Source organism: Rhodococcus sp. 320_ES, from assembly GCF_059691855.1.
This window is the reverse complement of the sequence record NZ_JCAWAG010000005.1, coordinates 197844-211582: the sequence shown is the minus strand read 5'-3', so window position 1 is coordinate 211582 and position 13739 is coordinate 197844. Positions and strand designations below refer to the sequence as shown.

Annotated in this window: 8 protein-coding genes; 5 read left to right on the top strand and 3 right to left on the bottom strand. The window is 66.4% G+C overall.

The genetic code is table 11. The annotated features are described in order from the left end of the window. Window positions 1–49: 49 nt before the first annotated feature. Window positions 50–3850 (top strand): ABC transporter ATP-binding protein, encoded by a 3801-nt coding sequence (locus tag AC59JP_RS18665; RefSeq protein WP_497327307.1) that lies wholly within the window; start codon window positions 50–52, stop codon window positions 3848–3850. Window positions 3851–3886: 36 nt separating this feature from the next. Then, on the top strand, window positions 3887–7654 hold the full coding sequence (locus AC59JP_RS18660) for a multifunctional oxoglutarate decarboxylase/oxoglutarate dehydrogenase thiamine pyrophosphate-binding subunit/dihydrolipoyllysine-residue succinyltransferase subunit (RefSeq protein ID WP_497327306.1): 3768 nt from the start codon (window positions 3887–3889) through the stop codon (window positions 7652–7654). 87 nt (window positions 7655–7741) lie between these two features. On the opposite strand, the gene AC59JP_RS18655 is transcribed toward AC59JP_RS18660, so the two are convergent. Together AC59JP_RS18655 and AC59JP_RS18650 are read right to left on the bottom strand one after the other, a co-directional pair. Beyond that, complete coding sequence (locus tag AC59JP_RS18655; protein ID WP_497327305.1) at window positions 7742–8773, bottom strand: beta-ketoacyl-ACP synthase III; 1032 nt, start codon at window positions 8771–8773, stop codon at window positions 7742–7744. 52 nt (window positions 8774–8825) lie between these two features. After that, the gene (locus AC59JP_RS18650; protein ID WP_497327304.1) at window positions 8826–9473 is read right to left on the bottom strand and encodes a TetR/AcrR family transcriptional regulator; all 648 of its coding nucleotides are present in this window, start codon (window positions 9471–9473) and stop codon (window positions 8826–8828) included. A 74-nt stretch (window positions 9474–9547) separates the two neighbouring features. Between AC59JP_RS18650 and AC59JP_RS18645 the strand changes: the two genes are divergently transcribed. Genes AC59JP_RS18645 through AC59JP_RS18635 form a run of 3 tightly spaced genes read left to right on the top strand, consistent with a single transcriptional unit; the run spans window position 9548 to window position 12812 of the window. Beyond that, a complete protein-coding gene (locus tag AC59JP_RS18645; RefSeq protein ID WP_497327303.1) occupies window positions 9548–11083 on the top strand; it encodes a flavin-containing monooxygenase in 1536 nt (511 codons plus the stop codon). Further along, the gene (locus AC59JP_RS18640; protein WP_497327302.1) at window positions 11080–11910 is read left to right on the top strand and encodes an SDR family NAD(P)-dependent oxidoreductase; all 831 of its coding nucleotides are present in this window, start codon (window positions 11080–11082) and stop codon (window positions 11908–11910) included. Before AC59JP_RS18645 ends, AC59JP_RS18640 begins: the two co-directional genes overlap by 4 nt. Continuing rightward, window positions 11910–12812, top strand: coding sequence for an alpha/beta hydrolase (locus AC59JP_RS18635; protein WP_497327301.1), 903 nt, complete (start codon window positions 11910–11912; stop codon window positions 12810–12812). Before AC59JP_RS18640 ends, AC59JP_RS18635 begins: the two co-directional genes overlap by 1 nt. On the opposite strand, the gene AC59JP_RS18630 is transcribed toward AC59JP_RS18635, so the two are convergent. After that, complete coding sequence (locus AC59JP_RS18630; protein WP_497327654.1) at window positions 12806–13582, bottom strand: glycine betaine ABC transporter substrate-binding protein; 777 nt, start codon at window positions 13580–13582, stop codon at window positions 12806–12808. The two genes, AC59JP_RS18635 and AC59JP_RS18630, sit on opposite strands and share 7 nt — an antisense overlap. Between the last annotated feature and the right edge of the window lie 157 nt (window positions 13583–13739).

The window sequence follows — 13739 nt, the reverse complement described above, 5'->3', positions numbered from 1 at the left end:
ATAGGTCAGCGCGACGGTCTTCGAAACGGACAGGGCTACTCTCGACCCAGTGGTGAGCGGAGGTAAGAAGCCGGGTTGGATACGACGGTTGACGGCCGATTGCTTCGCTCATCGGCGCACCGCCATCGGCGCTCTGCTGGTCACGTTCGTCGCCGCGGGCATCGACATCACGTTCCCTCTGCTGACTCGCGCCGCCGTCGACGACGCCACTGCATCGCGAACGGACACCATCGCGACCATCGCACTGGCCATCGCCGGGCTGGGAGTGGTCCGTTTCGGCTGTCAGTTCGGTCGGCGACTTCTGGCCGGCCGGTTGTCCATCGACGTTCAGCACGATCTGCGGCTGCGACTGCTGGGCGCGTTGCAACGACTCGACGGGAAGCGGCAGGACGAGATCAGCACCGGGCAGGTGGTGTCGCGTTCCATCACCGACCTCCAACTCGTGCAGGGGCTGCTGGCGATGGTTCCGCTGTCGGCCGGCGCGCTGCTGCAGTTCGTGCTGGCACTGGCCGTCATGGCCTATCTGTCACCACTGCTGACGCTGGTCGCGCTCGCCGTGGTGCCCGCGATCTCGCTGGTGGTGGTTCGTCTGCGACCGCAGCTGTTCGCCGCCACGTGGTCCGCGCAGCAGCGAGCGGCGGAACTGGCCGGGCACGTCGAGGAGACGGTCACGGGCGTACGCGTCGTGAAGGGGTTCGGTCAGGAATCTCGGGCCATCGACCAGCTCGAGACGCACAGCCGCGTGCTGTACGCCGAGCGTCTGCGCGCCGCGGTCATCAACTCGCGTTTCGCCCCCACCATGGCGGCATTCCCCCAGCTCGGCCTCGCGGGCATCATCGGACTCGGCGGGTTCCTCGCGCTGCGCGGATCCATCACCATCGGAACGTTCCTGGCGTTCGCGAGCTACGTCGCCACGATGTCGGCCGTCGCACGAACCATCACGTCGGTGCTGGTGATGGCGCAGCTCTCGCGCGCCGCGGTCGAACGCGTCTACGACGTGACCGACACCGAGCCGTCGGTACTCCCTCCGGCCGATCCCGTCGACCTGCCCGACGGACCGCTGGGCCTGCGGATCGACGGGGTGACCTTCGGCTTCGACTCCGCCCACCCCATTCTGCGCGACCTCGACCTCACCGTGCGGCCGGGTGAAACTCTTGCGATCGTCGGGCATTCCGGGTCGGGCAAATCGACGTTGTCGCTCCTGATCCCTCGCTTCTACTCACCCCAGAGCGGATCCCTCGCTCTGACGACGCCGGACGGCGCTGCGATCGACATCGCGACCGTGTCCTCGGACTCGTTGCGCAGCGCAGTCGGGGTGGCGTTCGACGATCCGTTTCTCTTCTCCGACACGATCGCCGCGAACATCGCGCTCGGCAGACCGGACGCCGACGCTGCCTCGATCGAGGACGCGGCACGGATGGTGATGGCGCACGATTTCGTCTCCGCGCTTCCCGACGGTTACGACACCGTCGTCGGTGAACGCGGGCTGACACTGTCCGGCGGTCAGCGTCAGCGGGTCGCCCTGGCGCGAACCATGCTCGCGTCGCCGCGCGTCCTGGTGCTCGACGACGCCACCTCCGCGGTCGACGCCGAAACCGAGGCGTCGATCTTCGACGCGTTCCGTCGCCGCGGATCGTCCACGACAGTCGTTCTCGCACACCGGCGTTCGACGCTGACGCTGGCCGATCGCGTTGCCGTTCTGGATGAGGGTCACATCGTCGACATCGGCACGGTGGCCGAACTCGACGCTCGGTGCCTGCTGTTCCGGCAATTGCTGTCCGGGTCCGACGACGAGGCCGAGGCGGCGCCCGCCGAGCCGACGCAGGCGCAGCTGTGGCCGGAGACGAGCGAGGTGGTCGGCTCTCGCGAGGCCGTCGGCGTCCCGACGGTCGGTGGTCACGGCGCCGTGTCCGGCGCGTTGGGAAGCGTCGCCCCGACGGCCGCCCTGCAGGAATCGGTGAAACGCCTTCCGCCGGCCGACGAATCACCGGCGCTCGATCCGGCGTCTCTCCGCGCGCCCGACCCCGACTTCCGCCTCACGCGATTGCTGCGGCCGGTGCGGTGGCTCCTGGCCGCCGTCGTCGTCTGCCTCGCGCTGGATTCCCTGATCGGCATCACCTTTCCGTCGGTCGCGCGGTTCGCCGTGGACCACGGCGTTGCCGCCGATTCGTCGACCACTCTGTGGGTGATCACCGGTGTCGCGGTGGCGCTCGTGGCGATCGACTGGCTCGTGGTGCGCCTGATGACCGTGATCACCGCACGTGCAGGCGAGCGTGTGCTCTACGGCCTGCGTGTGCGGAGTTACGCGCACCTGCAACGCCTCGGTCTGGACTACTACGAGCGCGAGCTGTCCGGCCGCATCATGACGCGCATGACCACGGACGTCGATGCGCTGTCGTCGTTCATGCAGACGGGAATGTCGACCGCGATCGTGAGCGTGCTGACCGTCGTCGGGATCTCGGTGGCTCTCGTGCTGACCGACACCGTCCTCGGGTTGGTGGCGTTGAGCGTGGTTCCGCCCCTCATAGTCGCCACGCTCGTCTTCCGGCGCATCTCCTCACGCGCGTATTCGGTGTCACGAGAACGCATTTCAGCGGTCAACGCCGACTTCCAGGAAAACGTCGCGGGATTGCGAGTGGCGCAGGCGTTCAGGTACGAGCCCGTGGCCGCCCGCCGCTTCGCCGACCGTTCCGACCTCTACCGCTCCAGCCGAATGCGATCCCAACGCGCCATCTCGGTGTTCTTCCCGTCGATCACTCTGCTCTCCGACCTCTCCCTGGCCGTTGTGGTGCTCGTCGGCGCGAGTCGCGTCGCGTCGAGTGAGACGTCGTCCGGAACCATGGTCGCGTTCGTGCTGTATCTCGGGTTGCTGTTCGGTCCGATCCAGCAGCTCTCGCAGGTGTTCGACGGGTACCAGCAGGCATCGGTGGGACTGAGCAGAATCGGTGATCTGCTCCGCACGCCCAGCTCGATCGAAGCGGCGTCGTCCGCCGGCGGCCGGGTGGTCGACGGACATCTGCGCGGGCGCGTCGAGTTCGACGACGTCACCTTCCGGTACGCGGGAGCCCACTCGGACGCGCTGTCCGACGTCTCGCTCACCATTGCGGCGGGAACGACCGTGGCGCTCGTCGGCCGAACCGGCGCCGGCAAGTCGACCATCGTCAAACTGATCGCCCGCTTCTACGACCCGACCGACGGATCGGTGCGGGCCGACGACGTCGACCTGCGCGACTACGCGTTGCTGCCGTACCGCCACCGTCTCGGAGTGGTGCCGCAGGAAGCGCACCTGTTCACCGGAACCGTGGCCAGCAACATCGCGTACGGCCGCCCCGACGCGTCGCGAGCCGAGATCGACGCCGCGGCACGCGCGGTGGGCGCTCTGCCCCTCATCGGATCGATGAGCTCGGGCATGCTGACGCCCGTCGGCGAGCGCGGCCAGGGCCTGTCGGCCGGGGCACGGCAACTCGTCGCCCTCGCGCGCGCCGAGCTGGTCGATCCCGACATCCTGCTGCTCGACGAAGCCACCGCCACACTGGACCCGGCGACCGAGCGAGCGGTGCTCGACGCGAGCCGAACGGTGACCCGTTCGCGGACCGCGGTGATCGTCGCGCATCGACTCGCCACGGCGGCGCGTGCCGACTTCGTCCTGGTTGTCGACAGAGGTCGTATCGTGGAGCGCGGCACTCACGCAGAGTTGCGTGCGTCGAGCGGGTTCTACTCGCGGCTCTGGGACATTGCGGAAGCTTCTACCGGTGACGCCGGGCATTCGCCCGGTGAGACCAGTCACAGGCCCGGAACGAGGGCACGAGCCGCGCGCGATAGGTCTAGCCTGGATGGTGCCGTGCGCTGAGCGAGGACAAAGAAGGAAACGAGGCGAAACCCTGCCGTGAGCAGCAGCTCTACAACAGAATTCGGACAGAACCAGTGGCTGGTCGACGAGATGTACCAGAGATTCCAAAAGGATCCTGAGTCCGTCGACTCCAGCTGGCACGAATTCCTCACCAATTACAGCCCGGACGCAGCCGCCACGACCGGCTCGGCGTCGAACGGAAAGAACGGGTCCGCATCCGACAAGGGCGCCCCGAAACCCGAGACCAAAACTCCCCCCGCCGCGCCGGCGCCGCCCAAGGCAGCGCCGAAGGCCGAGGCACCCAAGGCCGAAGCTCCCAAGGCTGACAAGCCGAAGGCAGAAGCTCCCAAGGCCGAAGCTCCCAAGGCCGACAAGCCGAAGGCCGAGGCTCCCAAGCCCGCCGAGTCGAAGCCGGCAGAATCCAAGCCGGCCGAAGATTCCAGCAAGGTTCTGCGCGGCGCAGCTGCGGCCGTCGCGAAGAACATGTCGGCATCGCTGCAGATCCCGACGGCCACGTCGGTGCGCGCCATCCCGGCCAAGCTGATGATCGACAACCGGCTCGTCATCAACAACCACCTCGCGCGCACGCGAGGCGGCAAGATCTCGTTCACCCACCTGCTCGGGTACGCGATCGTGCAGGCCATCAAGAGCTTCCCGAACATGAACCGGCACTTCGCCGAGGTCGACGGCAAGCCGAACGCGGTCACCCCCGCGCACACCAACCTCGGACTCGCGATCGACCTCCCCGGCAAGGACGGCAGCCGTTCGCTGGTCGTCGCCGCGATCAAGGGCTGCGAAGAGTTCACGTTCAATCAGTTCCACGCCGCGTACGAGGACATCGTGCGTCGCGCCCGCGACGGCAAGCTCACGGCTGCCGACTTCTCGGGTGTGACGATTTCGCTGACCAACCCCGGCACCATCGGCACGGTGCACTCCGTGCCGCGCCTGATGCAGGGACAGGGCGCCATCATCGGCGCGGGCGCCATGGAGTACCCCGCCGAGTTCCAGGGCGCGAGCGACGAGACGATCGCCAACATGGGCGTCGGCAAGCTCATGACCCTGACGTCGACGTACGACCACCGGATCATCCAGGGCGCCGAGTCGGGCGACTTCCTGCGCACGATCCACAACCTGCTGATCAGCGACGAGTTCTACGACGAGATCTTCCACGGTCTGTCCATCCCGTACGAGCCGATCCGCTGGCGCCAGGACCTGCCCAAGGGCACCGTCGACAAGAGCACCCGGATCCTCGAGCTCATCGCGGCGTACCGCAACCGCGGTCACCTCATGGCGGACACCGATCCGTTGATGCTGCAGAAGGACAAGTTCCGGATGCACCCGGACCTCGACGTGATCAGCCACGACCTCACGCTGTGGGATCTGGACCGCGAGTTCAACGTCGGCGGATTCCAGGGCAACGAGAAAATGAAGCTGCGCAACGTGCTCAGCGCGCTGCGCGACGCGTACTGCCGGCACGTCGGCGTCGAGTACACCCACATCCTCGAAACCGATCAGGTGGCGTGGCTGCAGGAGCGCATCGAGGTCAAGCACGTCAAACCGACTGTCGCACAACAGAAGTACATTCTTTCGAAGCTGAACGCCGCCGAGGCCTTCGAAACGTTCCTCGGCACCAAGTACGTCGGACAGAAGCGCTTCTCGCTCGAGGGTGCCGAGTCGGTCATCCCGCTGATGGACGCCGTCATCGACCAGAGCGCGGAACACGGTCTGGACGAGGTCGCGATCGGCATGCCGCACCGCGGCCGATTGAACGTGCTCGCCAATATCGTCGGCAAGCCCTACTCGAAGATCTTCACCGAGTTCGAGGGCAACATGAACCCGGCCGCCGCACACGGCTCCGGCGACGTGAAGTACCACCTCGGTGCCGAGGGCAACTACATCCAGATGTTCGGTGAGAACGACATCAAGGTCTCGCTCACGGCCAACCCGTCGCACCTCGAAGCCGTCGACCCGGTTCTCGAAGGCCTGGTCCGCGCCAAGCAGGACCTGTTGGACAAGGGCACGGGTCCCGACGGCTTCTCCGTCCTCCCCCTGATGCTGCACGGCGACGCAGCGTTCGCCGGCCAGGGCGTCGTTCCCGAGACCCTGAACCTGTCGATGCTGCGCGGCTACCGCACCGGCGGCACCGTGCACGTGGTGGTCAACAACCAGGTCGGCTTCACCACCTCGCCCGAGCACTCGCGCTCGTCCGAGTACTGCACCGACGTCGCCAAGATGATCTCGGCGCCGGTCTTCCACGTCAACGGGGACGATCCCGAGGCGTGCGTGTGGGTTGCACAGCTCGCCGTCGACTACCGCCAGAAGTTCGGCAAGGACGTCGTCATCGACCTCATATGCTACCGCCGCCGCGGTCACAACGAGGGTGACGACCCCTCGATGACGCAGCCGTCGATGTACGACGTGATCGACACCAAGCGCAGCGTCCGCAAGAGTTACACCGAGTCGCTGATCGGTCGTGGCGACATCTCGCTGAAGGAAGCAGAGGACGCGCTCCGCGACTACCAGGGTCAGCTCGAGCGGGTCTTCAACGAGGTGCGTGAGCTCGAGAAGTACACCCCCGAGCCCAGCGAATCCGTCGAGCTCGACCAGCAGCTGCCGTCGAAACTCAAGACGGCCGTGGACAAGTCGGTGCTTCACCGCATCGGCGACGCGTTCCTCGACGTCCCGGAAGGCTTCAACGTGCACCCGCGCGTCAAGCCGGTGCTCGAGAAGCGTCGCGAGATGGCGTACGAGGGCAAGGTCGACTGGGCGTTCGGCGAGCTCCTCGCGCTCGGCAGCCTCGTCGACGAAGGAAAGCTCGTGCGTCTGTCCGGTCAGGACACACGCCGCGGCACGTTCACCCAGCGTCACTCGGTGATCATCGACCGCAAGACCGGTGCCGAGTACACCCCGCTGCGCAACCTCGGCGGCGAGGGCGGCGGCAAGTTCATGGTCTACGACTCCGCGCTCAGCGAGTTCGCGGCCGTGGGCTTCGAGTACGGCTACTCGGTCGGCAACCCGGACGCACTGGTGCTCTGGGAGGCGCAGTTCGGCGACTTCGTCAACGGCGCGCAGTCGATCATCGACGAGTTCATCTCGTCGGGTGAAGCCAAGTGGGGTCAGCTCTCCGACGTCGTGCTGCTGCTCCCGCACGGCCACGAGGGCCAGGGCCCGGACCACACGTCCGGCCGCATCGAGCGGTTCCTGCAGCTGTGCGCGGAAGGGTCGATGACGGTGGCAGTTCCGTCGACACCGGCCAACTACTTCCACCTGCTGCGCCGCCACGCCCGTGACGGCATCCAGCGTCCGCTGGTCGTCTTCACGCCGAAGTCGATGCTGCGCAACAAGGCTGCGGTCAGCAACATCGAGGACTTCACCGACGGCAAGTTCCACTCGGTGTTCGACGAGCCCACCTACGAAACGGGTACCGGCGACCGCAGCAAGGTCGAGCGTGTCCTGATGGTCAGCGGCAAGTTGTACTACGAGCTGGTGGCGCGCAAGCAGAAGGACAAGCGCGACGACGTGGCGATCGTGCGCATCGAGCAGCTCTACCCGATTCCGGTGCGCCGCATCCGTGACGCGTTGAACAGCTACCCGAACGCAACGGAGTTCCGCTGGGTTCAGGAGGAGCCGGCCAACCAGGGTGCATGGCCGACGTTCGGCTTGGCGTTCCCGGAGTTGTTGCCGGAGTTGCTGACCGGGATCAAGCGCGTCTCGCGTCGCCCCATGTCGGCCCCGTCCTCGGGTTCGAGCAAGGTGCACGCCGTCGAGCAGCAGGAGATCATCGAGGAAGCCTTCAACGGGTAACCCCGCACACGACGAAGCCGGGTCGAGTTCATCTCGACCCGGCTTCGTCGTGTCTGCAGCTACCGTGTGTGCAGAAACTCCGCGACGTCAGCTCTTCGGCGCCGCCGGCAACGTCACGACCTGGCCCGCGTAGGACAGGCCCGCACCGAATCCGAGGAGCAGCGCCGTGTCGCCCTCCTTGGCCTTGCCGGTACGCAGAACTTCTTCGACGGCGAGCGGAATCGAGGCGGCGGAGGTGTTGCCCGCTTCGGCGATGTCGTGGGCCACCGGAATGTCCTCGCCCAGGTCGAGACTCTTCGCGAGGAGGTCGGTGATGCGCGAATTGGCCTGGTGCGGCACGAACACGTCGAGCTCGGAGGCGGCGACACCGGCCTTGTCGAGCGCGAGTTTGGCGACCTTGGCCATCTCGAAGGCGGCCCAGCGGAAGACGGCGATACCGGTCATCTTGATCCAGGGGCGGTCGGCCTTCGGATCTTCCTTCAGATCGTCGAAGTACTGCAGCCAGTCCTTGTCCTGCGTGATGGCGTCGGCCTGCGAGCCGTCCGATCCCCATACGACGGGTCCGATTCCCGGCTCGTCGGTGAGGCCGACGACCATGGCGCCGGCGCCGTCGCCGAAGATCATGCGTGTGCCGCGATCGTCGGGACGTGTTGTCACAGAGAGGATTTCGGTACCGATGACGAGCACCTTGTCCTCGGTACCGCTTCGAATCATGTCCGAGGCCAAGCTGAGGCCGTAGCAGAATCCGGCGCACCCGGCGCCGACGTCGAATGCTCCGGGCCCCCCGGTTCCGAGCGCGTCGGCCACGATGGGCGCCGCGGGCGGGGACAGAAGCAGGTGGGTGGACGTCGCGATGACGACGCAGCCGATCTCGGCAGGGTCGACGCCGGCGTTCTCGAGTGCCCGTCGTCCGGCTTCGATCGACATGGATACGACCGTCTCGTCGCGTGCGGCGAATCGACGGCTCTCGATGCCGGTGCGGGTCCGGATCCATTCGTCGTTGGAGTCGATCGTCTGACAGATCTCCTCGTTGGTCACCACTCGCTCAGGTCGATATGCACCCAAGCCGAGAATCCCCGAGTGCCTCGTTTCGGTTGTGACCGTGATTCGCGCGCTCATCGATAGCCGTCCTCTCGTGCCGCAACACGAGCGTTGGCCCGTGCGGTGCGCATCACGTTACTGGGACCGCCCGACGCGAGTCCTCGGTGGTCGCGTTCGCGCCGAGCAGTGCGGCGGAAACGTCGGGTGTCAGGGCGAGCGCGGGCAGGGCCCGAGCCGTGAGGTCGATCAGTTCGGACTTGCTGATCTTGGGGTCGCCGAGCCAGGAAATGGTGACTTCCTCGACGAACGCGATCCAACCGCGCACGGCCAGGTCCATGGCGTCGGTCCGCGGGATGTTCAGCCGGGGAAGCTGGTCGAGGACGCGTTCGGCCATGACGCTGCGAGTCTCCTCGAACACCGCGCGCATGTCGGGGTCGCCGCTGGCGGTGCCGCGCAGCAGTGACACGTAGGTGTCGCGCTGGTCTTCGACGTAGTCCACGTAGGACGTCAGCGCGGACCACAGCGTGTCGAGCGGTTCGAGCCCCTCCTCCGGCGCGGTGCGCTCGAGCATCTGGCGAGAGTTGTGCCGCACGATCTCGAGGTGGAATTCGTGCTTGGAGGCGAAGTAGTGGAACAGCAGGCCGCGCGAGACTCCCGCCTGGTCGGCGATGTCCTCCACCGAAATCTGCTCGAGCCGCCGATCGGCGAGCATGGTCACCCCCAGCTCGATGAGCTGCGCTCGGCGCTGCTCCGGGGTGAGTCTGGTTCTCTTCACCATTCCATGAGAACAGCTTATTGAGTCTTGGTCAATAGCTATTGACTGTGACTCAGTAGGCGTCTAATCTCTGGTGCATGAGTCTTCCAGTCACAGATAACTCGGCCGCCACCACGACGGTGGGCACGCTGATCATCGGCAGCGGATTCGCCGGCCTCGGCGCCGCGATCAAGCTCGTGCAACAGGGAAAGAACGACTTCCTGGTGCTCGAGCGGGGCAACGACGTGGGCGGGACTTGGCGCGACAACACCTACCCCGGTGCCGCCTGCGACGTTCCGTCACACCTGTACTCGTACTCGTTCGCGCTGAACCCGGACTGGACTCGCTCGTTCTCCAAGCAGCCGGAGATCCGCTCGTACATCGAGTCCGTCGCGGCGAAGTACAAGGTGTACGACAAGCACGTCTTCGGTGCCGCGGTGGAATCCGCGCGCTGGAACAACGACACCTCGCGGTGGGACGTGACCACGACCAAGGGGAACTTCACCGCCAAGATCCTGGTGTCGGCAGTCGGCGCGCTCGCCGAGCCGAACCTGCCGGACATCAAGGGCATCGAGGGCTTCCAGGGTGAGGTCTTCCACTCCGCTCAGTGGAACCACGACGCCGATTTGACCGGCAAGCGCGTCGCCGTCATCGGAACCGGAGCGTCGTCGATTCAGATCGTTCCCGCCATTGCGGGCAAGGTCTCGCATCTCGACGTGTACCAGCGCACCGCGCCGTGGGTCCTCCCCCGCGCCGACCGCGAGTACACCAAGATCGAGCGCTTCGCCTTCAAGCACGTTCCGGGATTCCAGCGCCTCTCGCGCGCCGGCATCTACGCCACTCGCGAGACACAGGTCATCGGCCTCACCAAGTCCAAGCTCTTCATGAAGCCGCTCGAACTCGCCGCGCGTCGCCACATCGCGACGCTCATCAAGGACAAGAGCCTGCGTGAGAAGGTCACGCCGAACTTCCAGATCGGCTGCAAGCGCATGCTGATCTCGAACAACTACTACCCGGCTCTCGATCGACCGAACGTCGACCTCGTCACCGACGGTATCGCCGAGGTGCGCGCCAATTCCATCGTCACCAAGGACGGAACCGAGCGGCCCATCGACGCCCTCGTCGTCGCCACCGGCTTCCACGTCACCGACTCGCCCACCTTCCAGGGCATCTTCGGCAAGGACGGACGCTCGTTGGCCGAGGTCTTCGACGAGCGCGGACAGCAGGGATACAAGGGCTCGTCCGTCGCCGGCTTCCCCAACATGTTCTTCCTCGTCGGGCCCAACACCGGTCTGGGCCACACGTCGATGGTGTTCATGATCGAATCGCAGCTGAACTACGTGATCGATGCCATCGACACGATCGACAAGCACGAGATCGGGATCGTCGAGGTGCGCCGCGACGTGCAGGACCAGTACAACGCCGATCTGCAGAAGCGCATGTCGACCACGGTGTGGATGAACGGCGGATGCGCCAGCTGGTACCTCGACAAGCACGGAAACAACACCACCCTGTGGCCGGGATTCACCTTCGACTTCCGCCGCATCACCAAGCACTTCGACCTCGACGCGTACGACAGCGTCCCCTCCGCCGACGTCACGTCGGCCGCTCAGGAAAAGGTGGCAGCACTGTGAACGCATTCGCCGGCAAGGTAGTGGTCATCACGGGAGCGGGCTCGGGCATCGGCCGCGCGCTGGCCCTGGATCTGGCGGGCCGCGGGGCCAAGCTCGCCCTCTCCGACATGGACGACATCGGTCTCGCCGAGACCGTGGACAAAGCCCGCGCCCTGGGCGCCGAGGTCAAGAGCGATCACCTGAACGTGACCGAGCGCGAAGCGGTGCTCGACTACGCGGACGCCGTCGTCGCCCACTTCGGCAAGGTCAACCAGGTCTACAACAACGCCGGCATCGCGTACCACGGCGACATCGAGGTCACGCCGTTCAAGGACATCGAGCGCATCGTCGACGTCGACTTCTGGGGAGTCGTCAACGGCACCAAGGCATTTCTCCCCCACATCATCGCGTCCGGTGACGGTCACATCGTCAATGTGTCCTCCCTGTTCGGCATCCTCGCGATGCCGTCGCAGGCCGCATACAACGCAGCGAAGTTCGCGGTGCGCGGATTCAGCGAGGCGTTGCGTCTCGAGATGATGATCGCGAAGCACCCGGTGAAGGTGACCGTCGTGCACCCGGGCGGCATCAAGACCGCCATCGCCCGTAACTCCACCGTCGCCGAGGGACACGACCAGAAGACGGTCGCGGAGTTCTTCGACCGCAAGCTGGCCAAGACCACGCCCGAGAAGGCGGCCGAGGTGATCCTCAAGGGCGTCGAGAAGGGGAAGGGCCGCGTCCTGATCGGCAGCGACGCGATCGCGCTCGACCTGCTGACCCGCATCACCGGGTCGAAGTACCAGAACGTGGTTGCCCGCGTGGCGACCCGCGTCATGCCGAAGCCGTCCTGATGAAACCCACCACGATTCCGCTGCCCGTGGTGGCCGCAACGCTGCGACCGATCTACCGGGTCATGCTCAATCCCAAGTTCTCCTTCCGGACGCAGCGTGCGCTCATGCACTTCTCGGCGAAGTCGCAGCCGGTGCCGGACGGGAGCGTGTTCCGTCAGCAGAGCATCGGCGGCGTGCCCGTAGAACGTGTCACCGTCGGCGCCACCGAACGCAAGACGGTCGTGCTGTACCTGCACGGCGGCGCGTTCACCATGGGGTCGCCTTTCACGCACCGTCCGCTGACGGCGTCGCTCGCGAAGTACACGGGCAGCGTGGTCATCGTCCCGGACTACCGGTTGGCACCGGAGCATCCGTTCCCCGCCGGTCTCGACGACGCGGCCGCGGTGTACGACTCGTTGGTCGACGATCTCGGCTTCGCGCCGGAATCGATTGTGATTGCCGGTGATTCGGCCGGCGGCGGAATGACCGTCGCCCTGGCGCGTCGCATGGTGGACAAGGGCCGAGCGCCCGCGGCCATCGCGCTGATCTCGCCGTGGGTCGATCCGGGTGACCGCAACGCACCGTTCGATCGCGATCTGCTGGTGAACACGGGTTGGTCGTACACCTCGGCCGACGCGTATCTCGGCTCCGGTGATCGTTACGACCCCGGCTTCGCTCCCACGCACGGACCGCTGGAGGGCCTCCCCCCGACGGTCATGCACATCGGCACCACGGAAGTGCTGTACCAGCAGGTGCGTGACTTCGGCGAAAAGCTTCGCACGGCCGGCGTCGACCTCACCTACGTCGAGTACGACAAACTCTGGCACGTGGCGCACCTGCAGGCGACTCTGATGAAGGAGGCGGACGACGCCGTCAAGCATTTGGCGTCGTTCCTCACCGAGCACCTGCGCACCACTCAGTAGTCGCGTTCTCCCAGCCACTCGTCGGCCACTGCGTCGGCACTGGCACCGCCGCGGACCCGGGCGACCATGTCGGCCAGGTCCGCGGTGGTCAGGTCACCGGCCACCACACCGAGCGCCGTCGTCTGCGCCTCGCCGAGGGAGTTCTTGCGGAACAGCGGCACAACGTTCTGCGCGCGGTAGGCGTTGTCGGTGTCGGCGAGGGTGACGTCCGGCGTTTCAGAATCGTCCGCGCCGACGTCGGTCGCGGGAATGATTGCCGCCTGAATCTCGTTGCGACGCAACAACTCGCGCGCCTCGGCGGCATCCACGGACCGCACTGCGGCGAACGAGCAGCCGTACGTCGCGCGCAGGGGCGCCAGCACGGTGTCCGCGTCGCCGGTCACCGCGACCGTCGACCGGGCACAGATCGGCGCGAGATCGGCCAGCGTCGCTCCGGCGAGAGACGCGGCCGTCCCCTCGGTCACGAAGACACTTTCGCGATTCTCGGCGCCGGCGGCGTCGGACACGGAAAGCCATTCCGGTAGCGATCGATTGAGCGCGTCGAACACCTCCTCCGAGGTGGTCGCCGTCGACTCCGGGTCGAGCTCGGTCAACAGGTCACCGGAGAAATCGGGGACGAACGTCACCTCGAGCTGATCCAGCGCGTCCACGACGTCCGATCGCGAGGCCGACGGCGGAGCGACGGTCACCTCCGCCCCCGTGCGACGCAGGGAGCCGGCGTAGATCCGAGCCAGAACCGTGGACACGACCGACTCCTCGGACCCGACCACCACCGGTCCGGCCGGCACCCCACCCGGGGGCGGGGCCGACGTGCATCCAGCCACCACGATCGCAGTCGCCAGCGCTCCGATCCATCTACGCCCGATCGTGATGGCGGCTCACCTCTTTCGCCGGTACCAGGGTCACGTGTCGGCCCTATCGTTACAC